The sequence below is a fragment of the [Lactobacillus] rogosae genome, from assembly GCA_900112995.1.
GTDB lineage: Bacteria > Bacillota > Clostridia > Lachnospirales > Lachnospiraceae > Lachnospira > Lachnospira rogosae.
The window spans coordinates 25,890-51,380 of sequence record FONU01000016.1 but is presented as its reverse complement, the minus strand read 5'-3'; the positions used below and the strand labels follow the sequence as shown (position 1 = coordinate 51,380).

The following is a 25,491-nucleotide window of genomic DNA, read 5'->3' as shown; positions in this document are numbered from 1 at the left end:
GAAGCCTGTATATTCTTTTTGTTTTTGTAAAGTTGATTTACATATTGAAAATGCTGTCAATGTATTTATCAGAGATAGTGTCACATAACCCTTCAGACGTGTCAGGGAACTGTTTCATAATAGCATTTTTGATGTAATCACTTCTGTTGAAATATTTCATTTCTTCTGCAATATCATTGTTGTAAGAACCTTCAATGTCTTCTTTGGTTACATTGTCATTAAGCCAGTTGATAATAGTGTCCGTTGCTTCATTTTCGATAGAGGCGTTTGACTTGATTTTCTTGGAATACTTTAAAGACCAGAAACCTATTGCGATAAATCCAACAAATAAAAGACCAAGAACAACATTTACAAGTATGAAATTAGAACTACCTTTTGTTACAAACTTTAATATTCCGATGTCATTAAGAATAAGAATTATAATTCCAGCAGCACCGCATACAAAAAAAGTTATTGCAGACGACAAGTTATCTTTATATTTGTCATCTGTTGACTCATACAGATTGCCAGAGTGCTGTAAAAGCTCAATGCCTTCTTCTTCCTCGATAATATTTTTGGCTTCTTTTTCAGAAATGCCAGATTGCTTAGCTTCGTCAATGATGTGTTCATCAACTGTATTGTCTGACTGTGAATTTAAGCTGCTCACAATAATCTCCTTTCTGTGTATATAAATAATATGTAATATGTAGCATTAAAATGCTTCGCGTAAATTAAACTATATATAAGCAGTAAAATGTGGTACTATTACCAGATGTAAGCAGAATGAAAATGCTGTCTGCTTATTAAAATATATACGCTTAATTACTATTTGGTTAATTATAAAGTATAAATGTGAAAAATTAAAGAACATGGGCAGAAAATTTAAAAGATTGATAATTAAAAAGGAGGTTATAGAAGATGAGCAAGGCTCTTATTGTTACAGGTGGAAGTATTAATGTTGCGTGGGCTAAGGAATGGCTTGATAATCAGACATTTGATTATTGCATAGCGGCTGACAGCGGGCTTGAGTATGCTGATAAGCTTGGATTGAAGGTGGATTATCTGCTTGGAGATTACGATTCAGTAGATAAAGATGTGCTTGACACATATAAGAGTAATACTGAATTTGAGACATATCCTAAAGAAAAAGATTATACCGACACACATCTTGCGATTATGACAGCACTTAAAAAGGGTGCAACAGACATATATATACTTGGTGCGACAGGAACAAGAATGGATCACACAATTACCAATATAGGAAATATGAAGGTGGTGGCTGATTGTGGAAAGGACTGCCATATAGTTGATGAACACAATTATATATATCTTTTAAGTGAGGCTGATGGAATACATATAATTCGTAAAGACAGCCAGTATGGAAGATATGTGTCAATTATTCCTATGTCAGAAAATGTCAGTTTAAGCCTTGAGGGATTTAAATATACGCTTGATAATTATGAATTAAAGCAGGGATTAAGTATATGCCAGAGCAACGAGGTAGAAGATGAACAGGGAATAATTAAGGTTCATAAAGGACTTATTATAGTTCTTGAAACAAAAGATTAATAACATATATGTCCTATGTGCAAAATTAATGAAAAATGCGTATGAAATTAACAAAATAACGTGGAAAGCAACAACAAATCTCTTGTAATTTAACTTACATTGTTATAAAATAAACAATAGTTGTTTGCATTAAGCAATATATAACAAAGAGGAGGTCTCGGTGATGAGTAATACTACACAGGCTTTATCAAGAATCGAAGCAATTCTTGATGATAGCAGTTTTGTTGAAATCGGAGCGGCTGTTACAGCAAGAGCAACAGATTTTAACATGCAGGAAAAAAAGGCTCCATCTGATGGTGTAATCACAGGATATGGAGTTATCAATGGAAATCTTGTGTATGTGTATAGCCAGGATGCTGCTGTGTTAGGCGGAACAATTGGTGAGATGCATGCCAAGAAGATTGCTAATCTTTATGAGAAGGCAATGAAAATGGGAGCTCCTGTGATTGGTCTGATTGACTGCGCAGGTTTAAGACTTCAGGAAGCAACAGACGCCCTTGACGGCTTTGGACAGATTTATAAGAATATGTCATTAGCTTCTGGAATTGTTCCACAGATTACAGCCGTATACGGTGAATGTGGTGGAGGTCTTGCTGTTCTTGCAGAACTTTCAGATTTCGTATTTGTGGAAGAAAAGAAGGCTAAGTTATTTGTTAACAGTCCTAACGCATTAGATGGCAACTATGAATCTAAGCTTGATACATCAAGTGCAGAATTTATGGCTAAAGCAGGTGTTGCAGATTTCATTGGTGATGAAGAAACAATCGCTAATGGAGTAAGACAGCTTGTATCAATGCTTCCATCTAATAATGAGGAAGGTGCTGTATACACAGATAATCAGGACGACCTTAACAGAGTATGCGCTGATATGTCAGCAGAGATAGCTGATGCTGCACTTGCTCTTACAGATATTTCAGATGATGGATTATTTGTAGAAGTTAAGGCTGAATATGCTAAGGAAATGGTAACTGGCTTCATTCAGCTTGATGGAGTTACAGTTGGTGCTGTTGCTAACAGAACAGCAATATATGATGAGAATGGCGAAAAGGCAGAAGAGTTTGCAGCTGTATTAACTACAGATGGAGCTTATAAGGCAGCCGAATTCGTAACATTCTGTAACGCATTTGAAATACCAGTGCTTTCACTTACTAATGTTAAGGGCTTTGAAGCTAATGTAAGAGCTGAGAAGACAATTGCCAAGGCAGCTGCTAAGTTAGTATATGCATTTTCTAACGCAGATGTGCCAAAGGTTAATGTAATTACAGGTGAAGCTTATGGAAGTGCATATGTAGCTATGAATTCTAAGTCAGTAGGTGCAGATATGGTATATGCCTGGTCACAGGCAAGCATCGGTATGATGGATGCTTCTTTAGCTGCTAAGATTATGTATGCTGATGAAATCGCAGCAGCAGATGATGTTACAGCTAAGATTAATGAAAAGGCTTCTGAATATGCAGCATTACAGTCAAGCGTTGAGCAGGCAGCTGCAAGAGGTTATGTTGATACAATTATTAACCCAGAAGATACAAGAAAGTACATTATTGCAGCATTTGAAATGTTGTTTGATAAAAGAGAGGTTCGTGCAGATAAGAAGCATGGCACAGTATAATTGAAGAGGTGATAATATGAAGAAAATTAAGTTTAAAAAGTTCTTAGTGTTATTCTCATTACTTATCTGTGTATTCTGTATGACAGCCTGCAGTTCATCTAATGGTACTATATCAACAGCAAGTGCCAAGACAGAGTTAAAACAGCAGCAGCTTGATGCCAGTGAGGCTTATCTTGTAGACTGGGCTAAAGATATGATTATATATCTTGATAAGAATGATTCTGCTAAGATAACAGCGGATGCAGAGGCAGCTCAATCACTTACAATGGTAAATAATAAGTTATACATTGTTGACCAGAGTGGAATTAGTGTTAAGACAATAGCTTTTTATAATAGCTGGAATAGCACAAGAGATGAGTTAGGTGCTTTAAAGAGTATCAATGAAATTAATGTAGAACTCAATAGCAAGACAGGTGAGTTATGTACTATTACAGTTGATACTTCATATGAGAAAAATGATAAATGTACATTTGAATTCGTAATTAATGATGACTATACACTTGAAAATGGTGCTATCAATCCATCATATACTACAGGACAGAAGATGTATAAAGCGGTAATGAATACTCTTATCGGTATGGGAACAGTATTCGTTGTACTTATATTTATTTCATTCATTATTTCATTATTTAAGTACATCAATAAGTTTGAGAATAGAAATAAGGCTAAGAATGAAGCATCTAATGGTGCCCAGGGCGTTGATAATGCTATTGCTCAGATAGTTTCAAGCGAAGAGCAGGATGAAGAAGTTGATGATCTTGAACTTATAGCAGTTATAACAGCAGCTATTGCTGCATCAGAGAATACATCTACAGACGGACTTGTAGTTCGTTCAATTAGAAAGGTTAATAGCAGGAGGAAATAAATTATGAAGAATTATACAATAACAGTTAATGGTAATGTATATGATGTTACTGTAGAAGAAGGAACAGGAAGCACAGCAGGTGCAGCTAAGGCAGCAGCACCAAAAGCAGCAGCTCCTAAGGCAGCGCCAAAGGCTGCAGCACCAGCAGGCGCACAGGGTGCAGTAAAGGTTAATGCACCAATGCCTGGTAAGATTCTTAAGGTTAACGTTAATGCGGGCGCAGCAGTTAAGAAGGGTGATGTATTACTCGTTCTTGAAGCTATGAAGATGGAAAATGAAATCTGTGCACCACAGGATGGTACAGTTGCTACAGTTGAGTGTGCAGCTGGTGATTCAGTAGAGTCAGGTAAAGTATTAGTTTCTATGAACTAATTGATATATCAATTAGTTGTGTAGAGATAATATACGGAGGTAAAAAATGGAATATATTTTATCAACATTGGGAAACCTCGTTCACCAGACAGCATTCTTTAACCTCACTTGGGGTAATTATCTGATGATTCTGGTTGCGCTGTTTTTCATGTATTTGGCAATCAAAAAAGAATATGAACCTCTGCTTTTAGTACCTATTTCATTTGGTATGTTACTTGTTAATCTTTTCCCGGATATTATGTTATCTATTGAAGATTCAAGCAATGGCGTAGGTGGTTTGTTACATTATTTTTATTTATTAGATGAATGGAGTATTCTGCCATCACTTATCTTCCTTGGTGTTGGTGCGATGACAGACTTTGGTCCACTTATCGCTAATCCTAAGAGTTTCCTTTTAGGTGCAGCAGCACAGTTTGGTATATTTGCTGCTTACATTATGGCTATATTTATGGGATTCCCAGATAAGGCAGCAGCAGCTATATCTATTATTGGTGGTGCTGATGGTCCTACATCAATATTCCTTGCTGGTAAATTAGGACAGACTAATTACCTTGGACCAATAGCGGTTGCAGCATATTCATATATGTCACTTGTACCAATTATTCAGCCACCTATTATGAAGTTATTAACAACTGAAAAAGAAAGAAAGATTAAGATGGAACAGTTAAGACCTGTATCTAAGCTTGAGAAAATTCTTTTCCCTATTATCGTTACAATCGTTGTAGTATTAATTCTTCCTACAACAGCACCACTTGTTGGTATGCTTATGCTTGGTAACCTTTTTAGAGAGTCAGGAGTTGTTAAGCAACTTACAGAAACAGCATCCAATGCACTTATGTATATAGTTGTTATTATTCTTGGTACATCAGTTGGTGCTACAACAAGTGCAGAAGCCTTCCTCAATCTTGATACATTAAAGATTGTTGCATTAGGTCTTATTGCATTCGGCTTTGGTACAGCGGCAGGTGTAATATTTGGTAAGATTATGTGTAAGGCTACACACGGTAAGGTTAATCCACTTATTGGTTCAGCAGGTGTATCTGCGGTTCCTATGGCAGCCAGAGTTTCACAGAAGGTTGGTTCAGAAGCAGATCCTTCTAACTTCCTTTTGATGCATGCTATGGGACCTAACGTAGCCGGTGTTATTGGTACAGCGGTTGCGGCTGGTACATTTATGGCGATGTTTGGTGTTATGTAAAACAGACTAAGAGGCTCTAAGCTCGCACAATACGCGAGCTAAGACCCTCTAAGTCTGTATAGAAGTTGCTTACGCAACTTCGTTGTGGACAGAGGAATGGTCTATATATATCATAAGACCTTCTAAGTCTGAATAGAAGTTACTTACGCAGCTTAATTAGAGTTTATTTACTTTATATATAGGAATATATAGGAGGAGTTTAAGATGGCAGATCAGGTTAAGAAACCATTAAAGATAACTGAGACTGTATTAAGAGATGCTCATCAGTCACTTATTGCTACAAGAATGACTACAGAGCAGATGCTTCCAATCATAGACAAGATGGATAAGGTTGGATATCATTCAGTTGAGTGCTGGGGCGGTGCTACATTTGATGCATCACTTCGTTTCCTTAAGGAAGACCCTTGGGAAAGACTTCGTAAGTTAAGAGATGGTTTTAAGAATACAAAGTTACAGATGTTATTCAGAGGACAGAATATCCTCGGATACAATCATTATGCAGATGACGTTGTAGAATATTTCGTACAGAAGTCTATCGCTAATGGTATTGATATAATCAGAATATTTGACTGTTTCAATGATTTAAGAAATCTTAAGTCATCAGTTGAGGCAGTTAAGCTTGTTAAGAAAGAAAATCCTAATGCTCACGCACAGATAGCACTTTGCTATACACTTGGTGATGCATATACTCTTGATTACTGGAAAGAAACAGCTAAGAGAATTGAGGATATGGGTGCAGATTCTATCTGTATCAAGGATATGGCAGGTTTACTTGTTCCTGCTAAGGCTACAGAGCTTGTACAGGCATTAAAGGATGGTTCTTCACTTCCTATCCAGATGCATACACATTATACATCAGGTGTTGCTTCAATGACATATATGAAGGCTGTTGAAGCAGGTGCTGATATTATCGATACAGCTATGTCACCATTCTCAATGGGAACATCACAGCCGGCTACAGAAGTTATGGTAGAGGCATTTAAGGGTACAGAGTACGATACAGGTCTTGACCAGAACCTTCTTGCAGAGATAGCTGCTTACTTCCAGCCAATGAGAGAAGAAGCATTAAAGTCAGGTCTTATGAATACTAAGGTTCTTGGTGTTAATATTAAGACATTATTATATCAGGTACCTGGTGGTATGCTTTCTAACCTTGTATCACAGCTTAAGGAAGCTGGTGCAGAAGATAAGTATCAGGCAGTTCTTGAGGAAATTCCTAAGGTTCGTAAGGACTTTGGTGAACCACCTCTTGTTACACCATCATCACAGATTGTTGGTACACAGGCTGTTCTTAATGTATTACAGGGCGAGCGTTATAAGATGATTACTAAGGAATCTAAGAAGGTTCTTATGGGTGAATTCGGACAGACAATTAAGCCATTCAACCCAGAAGTACAGAAGAAGGCTATAGGTGATGCTACACCTATTACCTGCCGTCCGGCAGATCTTATTGAGCCACAGCTTGAGAAGTTCAAGAATGACCCAGTCGTACAGCAGTACAAGCAGCAGGATGAAGATGTGCTTTCATACGCATTATTCCCAGCAGTTGCTACTGAGTTCTTCAAGTATAGAGAAGCACAGCAGAAGAAGGTTGACCCTGCTAAGGCTGATACAGAGAATAAGGCATATCCAGTTTAATAGCTAGCGGTATGATTTGTTCTTTTTCCGTAGAACTCGCAACAACTGGTGGTTTTAAGTGAAAAAATGGGCGTGGGACGTTAGTCCCACGCCCATTTTTGTCATTTTCTGGCAGATTGGGATATATGACAACTGTAATTATAAGGATAAATAAAGTAATATAGCAGCATAAAAATATAAGAAACAGGAGGAACAAAGTTTATGGTGAAAAACAAAAAATGTCATAGTAAGAAAATGGCAGCATTAGTTACAGCTGTTGTGCTTGCTGTATCGGCAGCAGTTTCATTTGCAGTACCACAAGTAAAAGCTGCCAATGGACCATGTGATACTGGTGATTGGGCTTATGCTTATATTAATGTAAGAAATGGAGAGGAAAGTAATCTGCTATTCTCATCAGAAGGCACTAATTCTATAGATGGAATGTCTTATGACAGAGAGTCTAATACACTTACATTAAATAATTATAAAAGCTCTACAACAGTAATAGTTACTAATATGATGGGTGATGATTTCAAGATTAACCTTGTTGGTGATAATGAAATCGGAAGTATAGGTTCATATGGTGATGCATGGGGTGGTTCAATCAATATAAGTGGTAATGGTTCTTTGGTAATTAATGCAGACAAATCAGATGATTATGGAATAGCTTTCTTTGCTGAGGGAACTAATTCGGTGCTTTCAGTTGCAGACACCTGTAATGTTACAATATATTCTGGTTCAAAGGCAGTAGTGTATACAAGCGATAATCTCACTAACAAGCCAATTAAGGATAATGGAACATTAAAGGAAAATGTGACATATAATGTTTCACATCCGCTGGAAATATCAAGATTATGTGCCAGGTATTATGAGTACGACCCTTATACAACTAATATAGTATATAAGAACGAGACAGATAATACTTCATTATATTATATTAAGGAACTGACATATGTTGAATCTGGGAAAGTAACTTATACAATGTACAAGCTTACCACAAAGAAAGCTCTGGGTGACGTATATTATGCTGATAAGATAGGTGAATATGATAATATCCCTGCTGGATATACCAAGACCACATTAGATAATCCAATTTCATATTATGAGTCAGACAGTGGAAGCGGCGGAACAAGTCAGGTTATAATCAATACAGCAACAAATGAAAAGTATGTATCTGCATATGTTTATGAAAATAAAACATCATATTATAGAATATGTAAGCTTCTTGAAAAGCTTGGTGTAGATGAACGAAGCAATGATGAATTATGGCTTATTGATTATGACAATCCTGTAGCAACATACAATCCTGTAGTGGAAAGTGATAATCTTCCAGACGGATACAAGTATGACGGTACAGAGATAGAAGGTCTTTATAATGTTGAATGTGTAGCAGATAAGCTTACATTTACAGCTAAATCATCTAGTGATAATACGACAGATAATTCAAAAGGAGACACAACCAATAATCCATCTGACAACACAACAGATACACCAGCAGATGAGAAGCCATCGACACCAGAGTCAAGCACCACTAATACAGTAGTAGATGTATCAGACGGCAGCACAACTATTAAGGCTGATGAAATCAGAAAGATTATTGAAGATAACAAGGTGAATGATGTTGTTATCAAATCTAACAATGATGTTACATTTACATTTGCAAAAGGAACAATGTCAGAAGTATCACAGGTTGCAATATATGACTTCTCAACAGCAATTACTTCTGATATAAAAGAAGCAGGAGATATGCCGGCAGATGTAACAGAGGATATATTCGTATCTAAGATTGTATACAATTATTCCGGCGTGCTTCCAGCAACGGCAAGTATTAAGTTAAATGTTGGAAAAGCATATGCAGGCCAGACACTTTATTACAGCCAGCTCTTAGATGATGGAACAATAATTAGTATGATGTCAGCTGTAGTTGATAATGATGGTTATATGACAGTAGAACAGGATCACTGCTCAACATATCTTATTACAAAACAGCAGATTACAAGCAGTTCATCAGATATAAGTTTACCAGGCACATCAGTAGAAAATGTAACAGAAGCCGCAGGTAATACAGTTGAAACACCACAGACAGGAGATATGACACATATATACTGGGCAGGATATTTATTAGTATTATCATTAATGGGCATTGGATTTACAATTTTAATGGCTGGTAAGCTAAAGAAAGAACAGTAATAATATTTATTGATAAAAAACTGCCTGAATGAGAGTTGACATATGTATTTTCAAAAAGTAATATTAAAGAAGTGTTTGTTCACATTAATTATATGTGAAATACAGTAAATATGTATAAAATGGAGGCAGAATATGAGAATAGGTATTATTGGATACGGAAATCTTGGAAGAGGCGTTGAGTGTGCTATCAGGCAAAATCCAGATATGGAGCTTGTAGCAGTATTTACAAGACGTGCACCAGAAAGCGTATCTATATTGACAGAGGGTGCTTTAGTATGCTCAGTAGATGAGGTAGAGCAGTGGAAGGATAAGATAGACGTAATGATTCTTTGCGGTGGAAGTGCTACAGATTTACCAGTACAGACACCAAAGTTTGCAGAGATGTTTAACGTAGTTGACAGCTTTGATACACACGCAAGAATTCCAGAACATTTTGAAAATGTTGATTCTGCGGCTAAGAAGAGCGGACACGTTGGAATTATATCAGTAGGCTGGGATCCAGGTATGTTCTCTTTAAACCGTATGTATGCCAATGCTATTTTACCAGAAGGCAAAGATTATACATTCTGGGGTAAGGGCGTAAGTCAGGGACATTCAGACGCTATCAGAAGAGTTGAGGGCGTCAAGGATGGCAAGCAGTATACAATTCCAGTTGAGGCAGCCTTAGAAGCTGTAAGAAATGGCGAGAATCCAGAGCTTACAACAAGACAGAAGCATACAAGAGAATGTTTTGTAGTATTAGAGGAAGGTGCTGATGCTGCAAAGGTAGAAGAAACAATCAAGAATATGCCTAACTATTTCGCTGATTACGATACAACAGTACACTTTATCAGTGAAGAAGAATTAAAGAAAAACCACAGTGGAATTCCTCACGGAGGATTTGTTATCCGTACAGGAAAGACAGGCTGGAACAAAGAGAACAATCACGTTATAGAATACAGCTTAAAGCTTGATTCTAACCCAGAATTCACATCTTGCGTTATCGTAGCATATGCAAGAGCAGCTTATCGTCTTTATAAGGAAGGTCAGAGCGGTTGTAAGACAGTATTTGATATTGCACCTGCATATCTTAGTGCTAAGGATGGAGCAGAATTACGCAAGAGCCTTCTTTAATTAATATTGTGTTATTAATATTATATTGCAGGAATTGATAATGTAATTATTGTAAGAATTAATTACATAAATATTATGAACTAAAATAAGATTGACCTTTGGAGGTATATTATGGCTTCTAAAGGTCAATTTTATTATTTTAAGTCAACTATATACTTTGCACTAATAATAGTGTAATATAAATATGTATGCGTTATTTATAATAATGTCACAATATACGTTACTAATAAACACAGAAAGGTATTTGAATAGATGATTAAGCTTGAAAGATTTGAAGTTATGAATTTTGAAAATGCTATGAGAGGAGCGAGAAATCCGCTTAATAGCTGGGCTAGAATGGATAGTAAGACAGAAAATGGAGTATTCACATTTGGACCTAATGATTTAGATTTAGCGAAAAGGCTTTGCAAGGCTGGTTCAGACCATAGAAAGTTTATAAGACAGATATTTGTAACAGTAGATATAACAGCACCAATCTACTGGTGGAAGGAATACGATACATATAAGGTTGGAACAGTTGCCAATTCAACAAGTACAATGCATAAAATCCACAGCAAGTCATTTGAAATGGAAGATTTCAGCGTTGACCATTGTACTTCTGAGGCGTTAGATATGATGCAGAAGAATATAGATTTTCTTGAAACAATACGCCAGAAGTTCATAGAAACTAAGGATAAAGACCTTTGGTATAGTATGATTCAGTTGCTTCCAGAAAGCTATAATCAGATGCGTACCTGCACATTTAATTATGAAAATCTTGCAGGAATGTATTATTCAAGAAGAAACCATAAGCTTGCAGAATGGCATACATTCTGTGACTGGGCACTTGAGTTACCATATTTCAAAGAACTTTTGGTTCAGGAATAAAGAGGATAGAGAGGTTTCCTATGGGTAAAGTTGTAGTTATTGGAGGCGGGGCGGCAGGTATGATGGCTTCTATTATAGCCGCCAGAAATGGACACACAGTAACTCTTATAGAAAAGAATGATAAGCTTGGAAAGAAGCTTTTTATAACAGGAAAAGGCCGCTGTAATTTTACTAATGCTGGTGATGAGGACGACATTAAAAATAGTGTTGTAACCAACCCTAAATTTATGTACAGTTCATTTAAAGGCTTTTCTAATTATGATGTAATGGGATTCTTTGATGAACTTGGACTTAAGTTTAAAATAGAACGAGGTAACCGCTGTTTTCCAGAGTCAGACCATTCATCAGATGTAATCGGCACATTGGCAAGAGAATTAAGAAAATGCAAAGTGGATATTATGCTTAGCACAGAGGTTGTTGATGTTACAGCCAGGGAATTATCAGAGAATGTAGTATCAGAAAATGCAGTGTCAGGGAAAATAGTATCTTGCAATGCAGTATCAGAGAATATAGCAAATGATAGTGTAAAACTTGAAAAAAAGTATAAATCCAAGAAAAAAGAACCTAAATCTAAGAAAAAAGAGCCAGAATATATATCGCAGTTTGTAAGTGTTGAAGTTAAGGAGTTATCTACTGGCAGAAAGCAGGTTATAAAAGCTGATTCCTGTATTATAGCAACAGGTGGTAATTCTTATTCAAGCACCGGTTCAACAGGCGATGGCTATAGATTTGCAAAGGCACTTTCACATAATGTTACACCTATTATACCGGCATTAGTTCCTCTCACAGTAAGAGAAGAATGGGCTTCAGAGCTTATGGGACTGAGCCTTAAGAATATAGCAATAAGCATATATGACAGTATGGGTGACAGTCGTAAAGAGCTGTATAGTGACTTTGGTGAAATGCTATTTACGCATTTTGGTGTGAGCGGGCCAGTTATTCTTAGTGCGAGCAGTTATACAACAGCAATATTAAGAAAAAGACCGCTTAAGCTTGTGATAGATTTAAAGCCAGCTTTATCAGAGGAACAGCTTGATGAGAGAGTTCTTAGGGATTTCTCAGAGGAAAAGAATAAAACCTTCCGTAATTCACTTGATAAGCTGCTTCCTAAGAAACTTATCCCTGTTATAGTAAGGCTCAGTGATATCAATAAAGATAAACAGGTTAATGAGATAACAAGGGAAGAAAGATTAAGGCTTGTACATCTGTTAAAGCATTTTGAAATGACAATAACCGGTACAAGAGGCTTTAATGAAGCTATAATTACACAGGGCGGTGTTGATGTTAAAGAAATCAATCCGACAACTATGGAGTCAAAGTTAGTTAAAAATGTGTATTTTGCAGGAGAGGTGCTTGATGTAGATGCGGTTACAGGCGGTTTTAACTTGCAGGTAGCGTGGTCGAGTGCGTATGCTGCAGCAATGCATTTGAATAATTAAATAATGCCAGCGTGTTTTATAACACAGGCAGAAAAGAGGATTATTATGTCTTATTCAGTAGCAATTGATGGACCGGCAGGAGCTGGCAAGAGTACAATAGCAAAGCTTATATCTAAGCAGATGGGTTATATATATGTAGATACCGGTGCTATGTACAGGGCAATGGCAGTATATTTTAACCAGAATAATATTGACCCCGCAGATGAAGCTGCGATTAATGCGGCAGTCGATAATGTAAAGATAACAATAGAATATAAAGACGGCGAACAGCAGGTTATCCTTAACGGCGAGAATGTAACCAGTCTTTTAAGAACTGAGGCAACAGGCAATATGGCTTCAAAGACATCTAAGTATAAGGCTGTAAGAAGCAAGCTTGTTGATTTGCAAAGAGAGCTTGCGGCAGCAGAAAATGTTGTTATGGATGGACGTGATATTGGCACAACAGTTCTTCCAGATGCCAATGTAAAGATATATCTTACTGCAAGTTCTGATGCCAGAGCCAGAAGAAGATATGACGAACTTAAGGCAAAGGGTGAAGAATGTGATTTACAGAAGATAAAAGATGATATTGAACAGAGAGATTATCAGGATATGCACAGGGATATTTCACCATTAAAGCAGGCAGATGATGCAGTTCTTGTAGACAGTTCTGATATGGGAATTGATGAGGTGGTGGAAGCCATCAAGACAGTTATTAATAAAGCAAAGTAGTGATTTGGAGGATATATGAAAGAGGCAGAAGTTATACTTGCCAGGTCTGCTGGTTTCTGCTTTGGAGTTCACCGTGCAGTGGATACAGTGTATGAAAGAACAGGAATGGAAAATGTATACACATACGGACCTATCATACATAACGATGAAGTTGTAAAGGACCTTGAAAGCAAAGGGGTCAAGGCAATATCAGATGTAGTACAGCTTGACGGTATTGATAATGCTACTGTCATAATAAGGTCGCATGGTGTATCTAAAAATGTGTATGAGAGCATAAAGACAAAGAATTATGAAGTTGTAGATGCAACCTGTCCATTTGTTCTTAAAATACACAGAATAGTTGAGCAGGAGAGCAAGGCAGGAAAGCAGATTGTAATAATAGGCAATGAGAAACACCCGGAAGTTGAGGGCATTAAAGGGTGGTCAGTAAGTCCTGTATATATAGTGGATTCTATCGAAAAAGCACAAAATCTTGAGCTTGACAGGGCAAAAGAAGTGGTTGTTGTATCCCAAACGACATTTAATTACAATAAATTTCAAGAATTAGTTGAAATTATCAACAAAAAGAGTTACAATATTACCATTAAAAATACTATTTGTAATGCCACGGAAGAACGTCAGACAGAGGCAAGAGATATTGCACGGAAAGTTAGTGCGATGATTGTCATTGGTGACAAGAGTAGTTCCAATACGAGAAAACTGTATGAGATTTGTAAAGGCGAATGTGAGGATACATTTTACATTCAAACTCTAAGAGATCTTAATCTTAACGATTTAAGATTCATAGACAGCATAGGTATTACAGCTGGGGCATCGACCCCGAACAATATCATTGAGGAGGTTTATACTAATGTCAGAGAATTTTGCAGAGATGTTAGCTAACGAAGAGTGGAAGGAAATTCATACAGGAGAAGTTGTTGATGGCACTGTAATAGCAGTTAAAGAAGACCATATCGTTCTTAACATAGGCTATAAGCACGATGGAATTATCACAAGAAGTGAATATTCATCAACACCAGGTATCGATTTAACAACAGTTGTTTCTGTTGGAGATGAGATGAAGGCAAAGGTGCTTAAGCTTAATGATGGAGAAGGACAGGTTCTTCTTACATATAGAAAGCTTGTTGCAGAGAGTGGAAGCAAGAGACTTGAAGAAGCATTTAATAACAAAGAAGCTATAACAGCTAATGTATCAAGAGTTATTAAGGGTGGTCTTGAAGTTGTTGTTGATGAGACAAGAATCTTCATTCCAGCAAGCCTTGTATCAGATTCTTATGTTAAGGATTTCTCAGAATACAATGGTAAGGAGATTACATTTGTATTAACAGAATATGATCCAAAGAACAGAAAGGTGATTGGTGACTGCAAGCAGCTTATCGTAGCTAAGAAGAAGGCAGCTCAGGAAGAACTTCTTTCTAAGATTAAAGAAGGAGATACAATCGAAGGTACAGTTAAGAATGTAACAGATTTTGGTGCATTCATTGACCTTGGTGGTGTAGACGGACTTCTTCATATTTCAGAGATGTCTTGGGGAAGAACAGAGAACCCTAAGAAGGTATATAAGGTTGGCGATTCAGTTAAGTGCTTCATCAAGGAAATCAATGGTGACAAGATTGCACTTTCAGTTAAATATCCAGACCAGAACCCTTGGAATGATGCTTCAACAAAGTATGCTGTAGGTAATGTTGTTACTGGTAAGGTAGCAAGAATGACTGACTTTGGTGCTTTTGTTCAGCTTGAAGACGGCATTGATGCTTTACTTCACGTATCACAGATTTCTAAGGAACATATTAACAAGCCAGAAGATGTATTAAAGATTGGTCAGGAAATTGAAGCTAAGGTTGTAGACCTTAACGAAGCTGACAAGAAGATCAGCCTTAGTATGAAAGCATTATTAGATGATGCAGAACCACAGGAAGAGGCTACAGAAGAATAATTTAATAATTAATTGTCAGATGTTCTGATGATTGGCTGTAACTTAATATTTGATAATATAAGAGCTGTACACCTTAGTGTGATATATACTTTCTATGCTGGGTAGAACCGGTAGAAAGTATATATACAATGTTGGTGTACAGCTCTTGTTAAATTTCCTTAAGCTTTCTGTCAAAATCTGGGGTGCGAATTATATTAGAAGAATAATTACTTATATTGCATAAGTGTCAGATAGCTTCGTCCTTTGCGGGTTTCGGCTTCATCACCTATAAAGATATACTTTCCATGTCCACGGATTACAAGTACATCATCTTTCTTTAAGTTCTGGATTTTATTCTCGGTACATATTCCATTGAGGAATATTTTCTTTGACGTAAATAGCTCATTGGAATTACTGCGTGATAATCTGGTGAGGGAAGCAACAACTGCATCAATCCGCTTAGAAGCAGCAATTATTCGTATCTCTTCAAGTTCTGGTTTGATTGCTTCAATCTCATCAGTGCATATTGTACATCTTATGTGTGTGTGTTTAATAGAGTCCAGATTATCACATATATAATCAGCTATGTGCGAAAGGCAGTATACATAAGCATCAGGCACTTTAATTATAATGTCACCGACTAGTTCGCGTTCAATTCCAAGGTTCATAATTGCACCAAGGTAATCACGGTGGTTAAGCTGTTCAGCAAATTTGACGGATAATGGGCTTATTCGGATAGTTGAGATAGGGTAACCGGCATCATAGCCATAGAGTTCCTCAGAGCCGAAACGTATTATTTTGCGTTCACATACAGGATTGCCACCCCATTCATCATATGGTATAAATGATAATTCATTGCTCATTTTGTTGACAGACGACAGTTCATTTATACTTAAAAAATTAGTGTAAGTATATATATTGTGGTTGAAAGCCTGATTGGCAGTATCTATTATTTTTCTTTTTAAAAGCTGTTCTTCGTTCATTGTGTTAATTCCTTCTATTTTATAAATTGGTGATATGTGCTCATTGTGCTTAGATTAAATTGATATAGTAAATTAATGTTTATTATAATGTAATTAATTATATATGTCTAATACGATGTTTAATATATTGGCAAATTCAATATTGGCAGAATGAGTTGTAAAATCCAGAATATTGTAAAATTGAATATAATGGTAAGCTTAATCGGATATGGTAATTAGATATTTTATGTAATGTTTTTATATTTTTTATATAATGATAAAATTTTGACACAATTAATATTGTGTGATAAAATCCATATAAAGCTAAGGGATTGCAACAACTGCGGAATATGTTACAGGAAAGAACAGAGGATATCAATATGGTTAAAGATTATGAAGATTTTAAGAAATTTGTGTTAGGACTTACAGGAATTGACCTTAATGCTTATAAAGAAAAGCAGATGAAGAGAAGAATAGATACACTTATAGCAAGGAATAAGCATACAGGTTATGACAGTTATTGCAATGCGATAAAGAATGATGCCCAGATGCTTGATGAATTCGTTAATTATCTTACAATTAATGTGTCAGAATTCTATAGAAATCCAGCGTTATGGAAGAAGCTTGATGAGATTATCCTTCCAGACCTGATTAAGAAGTTTGGACCAAGACTTAAGATATGGAGTGCTGCTTGTTCAACAGGTGATGAGCCATATTCACTTGCAATGGTGCTTGCAAAGAAAGTCCCACTTAAAGATATAAAGATATATGCTACCGATATAGATGACCAGGTTCTTGAAAAGGCCAAAGATGGCGTGTATTCAGCCAACAGCTTAAAGGGACTTCCTGATGAGTATAAGAATAAATATTTTGAAAAAATGGGAGATAAGTACTATAAGATTTCAGATGAGATTAAGAAGTGCGTTGAGTTCAAGAAGTCTAATCTTTTAAAAGACTCATATCCTCAGAGCTGTCATCTTATAGTTTGTCGAAATGTACTTATCTATTTTACAGAAGATGCCAAGTTAGAGATATATAAGAAATTCAATGATTCATTAGTTAAGGGCGGCTGTTTATTTGTTGGTAATACAGAGCAGATTATCAATTATAAAGACCTTGGTTATGAATCTAGTGAGTTGTTTTTCTACAGAAAAAAGTAATCAGTATATGTACTGCCTGAAGAATTATGTCTTCAGGCAGTTCTTTTTTATCGTATAAAAGGTATATATTAGCATCATTATACTCATATCTGAATATATATTCAGAAGTCTGGAGACTGTCTGTATTGTAACAAGGCAGTTTGATAAACGAAGCGAATTTTTTAGTGTATGCTGTTTCTCTGGTTGCTTTCACTTTACATTCAGCATCAACATAAGCAGCTACACTTTTGTGAATGGCAGTATCTTCGTATGGAAGATAGTAGTAATTCTTATAATCACTATAATATAATCTGAGATTATCAGTTATTAATGGCAGTTTGATTTTCATAGTATTGCCATTGATTCTTATGGCATATCCATTATTATCAAGATGAATAACGGGTATGGGAACTGCACAGGGCAGGGTATAGTTAATTATTAAATCTCCATTTTTATTAGTATCATCGGAATATTCGACAGAATATCCAGTATAGGTTACATTTTCTTCTAATACAGCATTGTAGGCAGTTATAGATGAAAGCTGGATAAGTCCGTATACATCATCATAATTATGAAGCAGAAGCAGTTCTTCGTAAGAAGCTTCTCCAGTCTTAACATAGTCGTTGTATACCTTGATAAGCTCGCCGCCAGAGAATTCATCATCACGGCTTATGTTAAGGAATTGCTCAACAGACTTCTGGTTACAGCTTTCAAGCTTTAGTAATGCCTTTAATGGACGTACACATTTGTATAAATCATAGCTTAAGAGCTTATCAAGTGTGTACGGAATGTTAAGGTGTGCGGCTCTGTCTTTAATAAATGGAATGTCAAAATTGTCTCCATTAAAATGCACCAGTGTATCAAATGAAGCGGCAGCATTAAGAAAGCTTGCTATTACCTGCACTTCGTCAGCCTTGGACTGGGCAAGCCACTGTATTATGGTAAGTATGGAATTCTTTATATAAGCAGTGCCGATTAAATAACAGAAGCTTGTCTTGTGCGAAAAGCCGGTTGTTTCAATATCAAAAAATATTGTATGCTCGCTGCAGAGAGAATTATTGATAAAATTATCAGCAGTATTATTAGTATTGCTGTCGTTGTTGTGTATATCGTTTAGATTAAATGTTTTAGTTATAGTCTTCATTAATTATAAATCCTTTGATTACAAAAAGTATACGTTAAAAAAATGTCAGTTTTTGTTTATTATATACGAATATATACACAAAAAAAAGTAGATTTTTAATGATAAATGATATATTATATTAATATATTAATTATCGTTCATAATTATTATAAATCAGATACACAATCATTAAGCTTGGGTTTTATGGTTGTCTATCTGTTTTTGCATTGCTTTGGATGATAACATATATTATTTTATAAGGAGAAATATGTCATGGGAAAGTGTACATTTAAAGGTGGAATACATCCATATGACGGCAAGGAATTATCAAAGGATAAGCCTATAAAAGAGTTGTTCCCTGCTGTAGGAGAGATGGTTTTCCCACTTTCACAGCACATCGGTGCGCCGGCAGTTCCAGTAGTTGCCAAAGGTGATTACGTCCTTGCTGGACAGTTGATTGCTGAGGCTGGTGGATTCGTATCAGCTAATATCCATTCATCTGTTTCTGGTACAGTTAAGGCTATAGAGCCAAGAACGCTAGCCACAGGTGGAAAGTGCAATTCAATCATCATTGAGAATGATGGAGAATTTAAGGAAGTTGAGTATACTCCGAAGAAGTTAGAAGAACTTTCTAAAGAAGAAGTATTACAAAGAATTAAGGATGCAGGTGTAGTAGGTATGGGTGGTGCAGGCTTCCCTACTAACGTAAAGTTAAGCCCTAAGAATCCAGAAGGAATTGATTATATTATAGTAAATGGTGCTGAATGTGAACCATACCTTACATCCGATTACAGAAGACTTCTTGAAGAGTCAGACAAGATTGTACTTGGCTTAAAGGTTGCATTAAGCATCTTTGATCACGCTAAGGGTATTATTGGTATTGAAGATAATAAGCCTGAAGCTATCAAAGTTATGCAGGCAGCAGTTGCCTCTGAGCCAGATATCGAGGTTAAGGTTTTAAAGACCAAGTATCCTCAGGGTGGTGAGCGTAGTCTTATCTATGCTACAACAGGCAGAAGCATCAACTCAACTATGCTTCCAGCAGATGCAGGATGTATCGTACATAACGTAGATACAATATACAGCATATATATGGCTGTTATTGAAGGAAAGCCACTTACTAAGAGAATCGTTACTGTTACAGGTGATGGTGTTAAAGAACCAGGCAACTTCTATGTATGGCTTGGCATGAACTACAGACAGCTTCTTGAAGCAGTCGGTGGTGTAGTTGGCGAACCAGAGAAGTACATATCGGGTGGTCCTATGATGGGATTTGCTATGTATAGTCTCGATGTACCAGTTATAAAGGGAAGCTCATCACTTCTTGTATTCCAGAATGATGTTGTATCTAAGCTTGAAGAGACAGCATGTATCCGTTGTGGAAGATGTGGTGAAGGATGTCCAAGCCATTTACTTCCAGCTAAGCTTGCTTCATTTGCAGCTAAGAACGATGAAGCTGGTTTCGTTAAGTTTGATGGTATGGAGTGTGTAATGTGCGGAAGCTGTTCATATGTCTGTCCAGCTAAGAGACCATTAACACAGCAGATTAAGGCTATGAGAAGTATCGTTCTGGCTAACAGAAGAAAGAAATAAGGGAGGATTAAAAGTGAGCGAGATTTTTAACGTATCAACTAATCCACATGTACGTAGCAAGGATACTACTCAGACTATTATGAGAGACGTACTTATAGCGTTAGCCCCTGCTAGTATATTTGGTATTTATAACTTCGGAGTCCAGGCACTTATTCGTATCATAGTTGGTATTGCAGTGTGTATGGCTTCTGAAGCAGTATATGAGTATTTTATGCATAAGAAGATAACAGTTATGGACCTTAGTGCCGCTGTTACAGGTCTTCTTATTGCACTTAACATTCCATCAACTCTCAACATTGGTTTTGAGATTGTTGGCTGTGTATTTGCAATTATTATTGTTAAGCAGTTGTTTGGCGGAATTGGTCAGAACTTTATGAACCCTGCACTTGCAGCAAGATGTTTCCTTCTTATTGCATATACAGGTCCAATGACTAACTTCGTATGTGATGCATATTCCGGAGCTACACCTCTTGCTATATTAAAGCCAGGTTCAGAGGTTGTAGGACAGACAGCTCCTACACTTCTTACTATGTTTATTGGTAAGACAAGCGGTGTTATCGGTGAGACATCAGTTATATGTCTTCTTATTGGTGCTATATATCTTGTTGTAAGAAAGATTATTTCTTTAAGAATTCCACTTTCTTACATTGGAACATTTGCAGTGCTTATATTCCTTTTCGCACCAGGACATCAGTTTGATGCTATGTATATGTTACAGGAAATCTGTGGTGGTGGTCTTATTCTTGGTGCTTTCTTTATGGCAACTGATTATGTTACATCACCTATCACACCTAATGGTAAGTTAGTATTCGGTGTCTGCTTAGGTTTACTTACATTCATATTCAGAATGTTTGGTGGTTCAGCAGAAGGCGTTTCATACGCAATCATCTTCTGTAACCTCTTAGTACCTCTTATCGAAAGAGTTACAGTACCTAAGTCATTTGGCAAGAAAAAGCCGGAAAAAAAGGCAAAGGAGGCTGCATAAGATGAAGAATATAATAAAAGACGCATGTATATTATTCGCAATTACACTTGTTGCAGGTATCCTTCTTGGTCTTGTATATAATGTAACTAAAGACCCTATCGCACAGCAGAACGAGAAGGCTAAGCAGAAGGCTTACCAGGAGGTTATTGCTGATGCTGATAAGTTTGAAGCACTTGATGGAAGTTATGCTTCTGATAAGGTAGCAGAAACAGCTAAGGCAGTACTTTCAGCTTCTGCAACAGATTTCTCTAAGGATGATGTATCAGAGGTAGTTGCTGGTATTAAGAATGGTAAGATTATAGGTTTCGTAGTAACAGTTGTTGCACATGATGGTTACGGCGGAGATATCAAGTTCTCTGTTGGACTTTCAACAGATGGAACATATCTTGGAACATCTATTCTTACAATAAGTGAAACAGCAGGTCTTGGTATGAGAGCTAAGCAGGATCCTTCATTCTTAGCACAGTTTAACGGAACTAAGACTTCAGAATATAAGGTAGTAACAGATGGAACAGGTTCATCATCAGACAGCTCTATTGATGCAATCGGTGGTTCTACAGTTACATCTAAGGCTATAACAAAGGGTGTTAATGCAGCATTAGCTGTATATGCAGACCTTGCTAAGGCTAATGTTAAGACAGTAGGAGGTGTTTCAGTTGAATAAATGTGTTGAAAGACTTTATAATGGTATTATCAAAGAGAATCCTACTCTGGTTTTAACACTTGGTATGTGTCCTACACTTGCGGTTACTACATCAGCAATCAATGGTATCGGAATGGGACTTTCTACAACAGCAGTTCTTATGCTTTCTAACCTTTTCATTTCATTACTTAGAAAGGTTATTCCAGACAGCGTAAGAATGCCAGCTTATATCGTGATCGTTGCATCATTTGTTACAATAATACAGTTCTTATTACAGGGCTTTGTGCCATCTATATATGATGCACTTGGTATCTATATACCACTTATCGTTGTTAACTGTATTATCTTAGGACGTGCAGAGTCATATGCTTCTAAGAACCCAGCACTTCCATCAATGTTTGATGGTATCGGAATGGGACTTGGTTTCACATGTGCTATCACAATCCTTGGTGCAATCAGAGAGTTACTTGGTGGCGGAACAATCCTTTCAACAGGTAGTTCAGCACTTGTAGATCTTTCTAACTTTGGTTATACACCAGCTAGTATATTTATCCTTGCACCTGGTGCATTCTTCGTACTTGCTATGTGTGTAGCTGTTATGAACAGAGTAAAGAGAAAGCATGGAATGAAGCCTGCTGAGGTTCCAGACTATGTTTCAGATGAAGAAAAAGAGAACTAAGGGAGGAGAGTAAAAGATGAATTTATTAGTTATCGCTATAAGCACAGCGCTTGTTAACAACGTTGTATTAAGCCAGTTCTTAGGTCTGTGTCCTTTCCTTGGTGTATCAAAGAAAATAAACACAGCTGCCGGAATGGGTGGCGCTGTTATTGGTGTTATCTCTATATCATCAATCATATGCAGCCTTATATATGATTTTATATTAACACCACTTAACCTTACATACCTGAATACTGTAGTATTCATTCTTGTAATAGCAACATTAGTTCAGTTTGTTGAAATGGTACTTAAGAAGTGTATGCCACCTTTATATGAGGCACTTGGTGTATACCTTCCACTTATCACAACTAACTGTGCCGTACTTGGTATCGCTTTAACAAATGTACAGAATTCATACAACTTAATCGAATCATTTGTAAGTGGTCTTGGTACAGCTGTTGGTTTTACAATAGCTATCGTAATAATGGCTGGTGTACGTGAGCGTACAGAGGACAATGATGTTCCAGAAAGTTTTAAGGGAATGCCTATCGTTCTTTTAACAGCAGGACTTATGTCAATTGCATTTTTCGGATTTTCAGGAATAATCTAAGGAGGATATTGAATAATGACAGGTATTATTATTGCGGCTTGTGCCGTAGGTGTAACAGGTCTTCTTCTTGGACTCTTCCTTGGATTTATGGGAAAGAAGTTTGCAGTTGAGGTTGACCAGAAGGAAATAGATGTAAGAGCAGAGCTTCCAGGTAACAACTGTGGTGGTTGTGGATACGCAGGTTGTGATGCACTTGCAAAGGCTATCGCAGCAGGTGAAGCTGATTGTGGTGCATGTCCAGTTGGTGGTGCTCCGGTAGCAGCAAAGATAGCAGCTATTATGGGTGCTGAGGCAGGAAGCCAGGAGCGTATGACAGCATTCGTTAAGTGTGGCGGAGACTGTGATAAGGCTAAGAATAACTATGTATATTCTGGTGTACAGGATTGTACTATGATGAACATAGCACCTAATGGTGGTCCTAAGGGATGTACATACGGATGTATGGGTTATGGCTCATGCGTTAAGGCTTGTCCATTCGATGCTATCCATGTAGTTAATGGTGTAGCTGTAGTAGATAAGGAAAAATGTAAAGCCTGTGGCAAGTGTGTTGCTACATGTCCAAGACACCTTATCGAACTTATTCCATACAAGGCATCTTATGCAGTCAACTGTTCTTCACAGAATAAGGGTAAAGATGTTATGCAGGTATGTTCAGTTGGATGTATCGGCTGTATGTTATGTACAAAGCAGTGTGAGTATGGTGCTATCACTGTAGAGAACAATATCGCACACATCGACCAGTCTAAGTGCGTTGGCTGTGGCAAGTGTGCTGAGAAGTGTCCTAAGAAGATTATTCATAAGCAGAATTAATATATGAGTATAGTCTGATAGGAATTAATACAATTATTATATTAGTTCTTTATGGATTGATTGTATAAAACCGCTAGTGGAAGACATTATGAGTTTTCTACTAGCGGTTTTTGTGTTATATTATTTATAAATAAAGTTTTCAAATTTAAAATTTTATATTAGAGTTTTAGATTAAAAATTGTAAATAGATGGATAATTATACAAGGAGAGAAAATTGACAGATTATAATTTGGATATAGATGAAGCAGTTATATTGCAGAATAATAATGTTGCCTGTACGACGAACAGCCTGCCTGTATTTAAGGATGAATTAGTATTAACCAATAAAAATATTATTTATGTTTGTATAGGAGTATTTGGTAGAGTTAAGGAAATAAAAAAATATCCTTTAGAACAAATAAAAATGTATAATAATAAGCCACAGGTATTGATTTTGAAAGCAAAAGATGGCAATAAAGAAATGCAGATATTTACCGTAAACCAGCAAATGTCTTTTAGATTTCGGGACTCGGAAAAGAAGCAGATGCCTATATGGATTGACAAGATTACACAATTAATGGTTAAAGGGGAAACTACAATTAACAATAAGGGCACAAAAACTTTACCAGGAATTAAAAATATTGTAGAAACTATAAAAGAAACGAAAAACTCATTAAAAGATGTAATGTTTACTAAAGCTGCTAAAAAGATATATATTACCTGCCCTAAATGTGGAGCGCAGATTGAAGGCGTGAAAAAGCAGGTAGCGGTATGTGAGTATTGTGGGAATAGAATGACATTATAGATTTTTAGCTGACAAGCTGTATATTAAAGCTGGTTTTAAATAAATAAGTACAGAAGACATATTTTACGATACTGTGGAAACCAGACAATTCAGAATGTATGAATATGAGATAGAGTAGTAATAGAAATATATGTGTATGTGGCTCATTAAGGCAGTTACAGCAGAGTTCTTAACAAAATATATAGTAAGTGATATCATATAAGAAAAACAAAACTACGGAGAAATATTATGGAAAGAGTACTTAAATTTTTAAAAGAAGTAGAAACATATTATTTAGCAACAGTTGAAGGAGATCAGCCAAGGGTAAGACCTTTCGGGACAGCACATATTTTTGAAGGAAAGTTGTATATTCAGACTGGAAAGATAAAGGATGTATCAAAGCAAATTCACGCAAATCCGAAAGTTGAAATCTGTGCATTTAAGGATGGAGAGTGGCTGCGTGTAGCTGGAGAGCTTGTAGAAGATGATAGAAAAGAAGCAAGACAGTCTATGCTTGATGCATACCCTTCATTACAGAAAATGTATTCCGCAGATGATGGCAACACTGAAGTGTTCTATTTTAAGAATGCAACTGCGACATTTTCATCTTTTACACACGAGCCAGAAATAGTAAAATTTTAAATATCGTTAAATCATTTATATGATGTAAGGGTCAAAAGGTCAAAGAGTCATTCGTGCTTGCACGATAAGACTCTTTGACCTTTTGACTCGCTTAACACCGAATATGGTTTTTTATGAAA

The 25,491-nt window shown here is 36.6% G+C and carries 25 protein-coding genes; 22 read left to right on the top strand and 3 right to left on the bottom strand.

Features of this window, described 5'->3' with window-relative positions; translation table 11 throughout:
* Positions 1–37 precede the first annotated feature (37 nt).
* Positions 38–646 carry a hypothetical protein gene (locus tag BM157_RS08260; protein WP_090140654.1) on the bottom strand — a complete coding sequence of 203 codons (609 nt, stop codon included), beginning with the start codon at positions 644–646 and terminating at the stop codon, positions 38–40.
* 251 nt (positions 647–897) lie between these two features.
* On the opposite strand from BM157_RS08260, the gene BM157_RS08255 reads away from it, so the two are divergent.
* From BM157_RS08255 to rpsA, 13 genes are all read left to right on the top strand, one after another.
* Positions 898–1,548 carry a thiamine diphosphokinase gene (locus BM157_RS08255; RefSeq protein WP_090140652.1) on the top strand — a complete coding sequence of 217 codons (651 nt, stop codon included), beginning with the start codon at positions 898–900 and terminating at the stop codon, positions 1,546–1,548.
* A gap of 163 nt (positions 1,549–1,711) precedes the next feature.
* Entirely contained in the window at positions 1,712–3,157 is a 1,446-nt protein-coding gene (locus tag BM157_RS08250) for an acyl-CoA carboxylase subunit beta (RefSeq protein ID WP_055174514.1), read from the top strand.
* Between the two features lie 16 nt (positions 3,158–3,173).
* Positions 3,174–4,022, top strand: a complete 849-nt coding sequence (locus tag BM157_RS08245) for an OadG family protein (RefSeq protein ID WP_055174516.1) — start codon at positions 3,174–3,176, stop codon at positions 4,020–4,022.
* 3 nt (positions 4,023–4,025) lie between these two features.
* Positions 4,026–4,394 (top strand): biotin/lipoyl-containing protein, encoded by a 369-nt coding sequence (locus tag BM157_RS08240; RefSeq protein WP_055174518.1) that lies wholly within the window; start codon positions 4,026–4,028, stop codon positions 4,392–4,394.
* 46 nt (positions 4,395–4,440) lie between these two features.
* Positions 4,441–5,592 (top strand): sodium ion-translocating decarboxylase subunit beta, encoded by a 1,152-nt coding sequence (locus BM157_RS08235; RefSeq protein WP_090140650.1) that lies wholly within the window; start codon positions 4,441–4,443, stop codon positions 5,590–5,592.
* A gap of 204 nt (positions 5,593–5,796) precedes the next feature.
* The gene (locus BM157_RS08230; RefSeq protein ID WP_022502010.1) at positions 5,797–7,230 is read left to right on the top strand and encodes an oxaloacetate decarboxylase subunit alpha; all 1,434 of its coding nucleotides are present in this window, start codon (positions 5,797–5,799) and stop codon (positions 7,228–7,230) included.
* A 201-nt stretch (positions 7,231–7,431) separates the two neighbouring features.
* Positions 7,432–9,399 carry a hypothetical protein gene (locus BM157_RS08225; protein WP_090140648.1) on the top strand — a complete coding sequence of 656 codons (1,968 nt, stop codon included), beginning with the start codon at positions 7,432–7,434 and terminating at the stop codon, positions 9,397–9,399.
* Between the two features lie 132 nt (positions 9,400–9,531).
* Positions 9,532–10,512 (top strand): diaminopimelate dehydrogenase, encoded by a 981-nt coding sequence (locus tag BM157_RS08220; RefSeq protein WP_022502008.1) that lies wholly within the window; start codon positions 9,532–9,534, stop codon positions 10,510–10,512.
* Between the two features lie 252 nt (positions 10,513–10,764).
* Positions 10,765–11,379 (top strand): hypothetical protein, encoded by a 615-nt coding sequence (locus BM157_RS08215; protein WP_055174525.1) that lies wholly within the window; start codon positions 10,765–10,767, stop codon positions 11,377–11,379.
* Positions 11,380–11,399: 20 nt separating this feature from the next.
* On the top strand, positions 11,400–12,818 hold the full coding sequence (locus tag BM157_RS08210) for a BaiN/RdsA family NAD(P)/FAD-dependent oxidoreductase (RefSeq protein ID WP_318255875.1): 1,419 nt from the start codon (positions 11,400–11,402) through the stop codon (positions 12,816–12,818).
* Between the two features lie 45 nt (positions 12,819–12,863).
* Positions 12,864–13,529: a (d)CMP kinase gene (gene cmk, locus BM157_RS08205; RefSeq protein ID WP_090140646.1), complete on the top strand. Its 666-nt coding sequence runs from the start codon at positions 12,864–12,866 to the stop codon at positions 13,527–13,529.
* Between the two features lie 15 nt (positions 13,530–13,544).
* Positions 13,545–14,411, top strand: a complete 867-nt coding sequence (gene ispH / locus BM157_RS08200) for a 4-hydroxy-3-methylbut-2-enyl diphosphate reductase (protein ID WP_090140644.1) — start codon at positions 13,545–13,547, stop codon at positions 14,409–14,411.
* Positions 14,380–15,465 carry a 30S ribosomal protein S1 gene (rpsA, locus tag BM157_RS08195; protein ID WP_022502003.1) on the top strand — a complete coding sequence of 362 codons (1,086 nt, stop codon included), beginning with the start codon at positions 14,380–14,382 and terminating at the stop codon, positions 15,463–15,465. Before ispH ends, rpsA begins: the two co-directional genes overlap by 32 nt.
* Before the next feature lie 206 nt (positions 15,466–15,671).
* On the opposite strand, the gene BM157_RS08190 is transcribed toward rpsA, so the two are convergent.
* The gene (locus BM157_RS08190) at positions 15,672–16,427 is read right to left on the bottom strand and encodes a YlmH/Sll1252 family protein (RefSeq protein WP_090140642.1); all 756 of its coding nucleotides are present in this window, start codon (positions 16,425–16,427) and stop codon (positions 15,672–15,674) included.
* 359 nt (positions 16,428–16,786) lie between these two features.
* Here BM157_RS08190 and BM157_RS08185 point away from each other — a divergent pair, with 359 nt between their 5' ends.
* On the top strand, positions 16,787–17,566 hold the full coding sequence (locus BM157_RS08185) for a CheR family methyltransferase (protein WP_022502001.1): 780 nt from the start codon (positions 16,787–16,789) through the stop codon (positions 17,564–17,566).
* Here BM157_RS08185 and BM157_RS08180 read toward each other — a convergent pair.
* On the bottom strand, positions 17,535–18,689 hold the full coding sequence (locus BM157_RS08180) for a ribonuclease H-like domain-containing protein (protein ID WP_022502000.1): 1,155 nt from the start codon (positions 18,687–18,689) through the stop codon (positions 17,535–17,537). The two genes, BM157_RS08185 and BM157_RS08180, sit on opposite strands and share 32 nt — an antisense overlap.
* Before the next feature lie 252 nt (positions 18,690–18,941).
* On the opposite strand from BM157_RS08180, the gene rsxC reads away from it, so the two are divergent.
* From rsxC to BM157_RS08140, 8 genes are all read left to right on the top strand, one after another.
* Positions 18,942–20,261 (top strand): electron transport complex subunit RsxC, encoded by a 1,320-nt coding sequence (gene rsxC, locus BM157_RS08175; RefSeq protein ID WP_022501999.1) that lies wholly within the window; start codon positions 18,942–18,944, stop codon positions 20,259–20,261.
* A 13-nt stretch (positions 20,262–20,274) separates the two neighbouring features.
* Positions 20,275–21,246, top strand: a complete 972-nt coding sequence (locus tag BM157_RS08170; protein WP_055174533.1) for an RnfABCDGE type electron transport complex subunit D — start codon at positions 20,275–20,277, stop codon at positions 21,244–21,246.
* 1 nt (position 21,247) lies between these two features.
* Positions 21,248–21,910 carry an RnfABCDGE type electron transport complex subunit G gene (locus BM157_RS08165; protein WP_022501997.1) on the top strand — a complete coding sequence of 221 codons (663 nt, stop codon included), beginning with the start codon at positions 21,248–21,250 and terminating at the stop codon, positions 21,908–21,910.
* Positions 21,903–22,568, top strand: a complete 666-nt coding sequence (gene rsxE, locus BM157_RS08160; protein WP_022203742.1) for an electron transport complex subunit RsxE — start codon at positions 21,903–21,905, stop codon at positions 22,566–22,568. The genes BM157_RS08165 and rsxE overlap by 8 nt, the downstream gene beginning before the upstream one ends.
* Positions 22,569–22,584: 16 nt before the next feature.
* Positions 22,585–23,157, top strand: a complete 573-nt coding sequence (gene rsxA, locus BM157_RS08155; protein WP_022203743.1) for an electron transport complex subunit RsxA — start codon at positions 22,585–22,587, stop codon at positions 23,155–23,157.
* Positions 23,158–23,169: 12 nt separating this feature from the next.
* Positions 23,170–23,967, top strand: coding sequence for an RnfABCDGE type electron transport complex subunit B (locus BM157_RS08150; RefSeq protein WP_055174535.1), 798 nt, complete (start codon positions 23,170–23,172; stop codon positions 23,965–23,967).
* Positions 23,968–24,181: 214 nt separating this feature from the next.
* Entirely contained in the window at positions 24,182–24,751 is a 570-nt protein-coding gene (locus tag BM157_RS08145; protein ID WP_090140640.1) for a hypothetical protein, read from the top strand.
* 228 nt (positions 24,752–24,979) lie between these two features.
* On the top strand, positions 24,980–25,372 hold the full coding sequence (locus BM157_RS08140) for a pyridoxamine 5'-phosphate oxidase family protein (protein WP_090140638.1): 393 nt from the start codon (positions 24,980–24,982) through the stop codon (positions 25,370–25,372).
* Positions 25,373–25,491: the final 119 nt, after the last annotated feature.

Coding starts and splice junctions, on each gene's coding strand:
- BM157_RS08255 (WP_090140652.1), top strand. CDS start 898: ATGAGCAAGGCTCTTATTGTTACAGGTGGAAGTATTAATGTTGCGTGG.
- BM157_RS08250 (WP_055174514.1), top strand. CDS start 1,712: ATGAGTAATACTACACAGGCTTTATCAAGAATCGAAGCAATTCTTGAT.
- BM157_RS08245 (WP_055174516.1), top strand. CDS start 3,174: ATGAAGAAAATTAAGTTTAAAAAGTTCTTAGTGTTATTCTCATTACTT.
- BM157_RS08240 (WP_055174518.1), top strand. CDS start 4,026: ATGAAGAATTATACAATAACAGTTAATGGTAATGTATATGATGTTACT.
- BM157_RS08235 (WP_090140650.1), top strand. CDS start 4,441: ATGGAATATATTTTATCAACATTGGGAAACCTCGTTCACCAGACAGCA.
- BM157_RS08230 (WP_022502010.1), top strand. CDS start 5,797: ATGGCAGATCAGGTTAAGAAACCATTAAAGATAACTGAGACTGTATTA.
- BM157_RS08225 (WP_090140648.1), top strand. CDS start 7,432: ATGGTGAAAAACAAAAAATGTCATAGTAAGAAAATGGCAGCATTAGTT.
- BM157_RS08220 (WP_022502008.1), top strand. CDS start 9,532: ATGAGAATAGGTATTATTGGATACGGAAATCTTGGAAGAGGCGTTGAG.
- BM157_RS08215 (WP_055174525.1), top strand. CDS start 10,765: ATGATTAAGCTTGAAAGATTTGAAGTTATGAATTTTGAAAATGCTATG.
- BM157_RS08210 (WP_318255875.1), top strand. CDS start 11,400: ATGGGTAAAGTTGTAGTTATTGGAGGCGGGGCGGCAGGTATGATGGCT.
- cmk (WP_090140646.1), top strand. CDS start 12,864: ATGTCTTATTCAGTAGCAATTGATGGACCGGCAGGAGCTGGCAAGAGT.
- ispH (WP_090140644.1), top strand. CDS start 13,545: ATGAAAGAGGCAGAAGTTATACTTGCCAGGTCTGCTGGTTTCTGCTTT.
- rpsA (WP_022502003.1), top strand. CDS start 14,380: ATGTCAGAGAATTTTGCAGAGATGTTAGCTAACGAAGAGTGGAAGGAA.
- BM157_RS08190 (WP_090140642.1), bottom strand. CDS start 16,427: ATGAACGAAGAACAGCTTTTAAAAAGAAAAATAATAGATACTGCCAAT.
- BM157_RS08185 (WP_022502001.1), top strand. CDS start 16,787: ATGGTTAAAGATTATGAAGATTTTAAGAAATTTGTGTTAGGACTTACA.
- BM157_RS08180 (WP_022502000.1), bottom strand. CDS start 18,689: ATGAAGACTATAACTAAAACATTTAATCTAAACGATATACACAACAAC.
- rsxC (WP_022501999.1), top strand. CDS start 18,942: ATGGGAAAGTGTACATTTAAAGGTGGAATACATCCATATGACGGCAAG.
- BM157_RS08165 (WP_022501997.1), top strand. CDS start 21,248: ATGAAGAATATAATAAAAGACGCATGTATATTATTCGCAATTACACTT.
- rsxA (WP_022203743.1), top strand. CDS start 22,585: ATGAATTTATTAGTTATCGCTATAAGCACAGCGCTTGTTAACAACGTT.
- BM157_RS08140 (WP_090140638.1), top strand. CDS start 24,980: ATGGAAAGAGTACTTAAATTTTTAAAAGAAGTAGAAACATATTATTTA.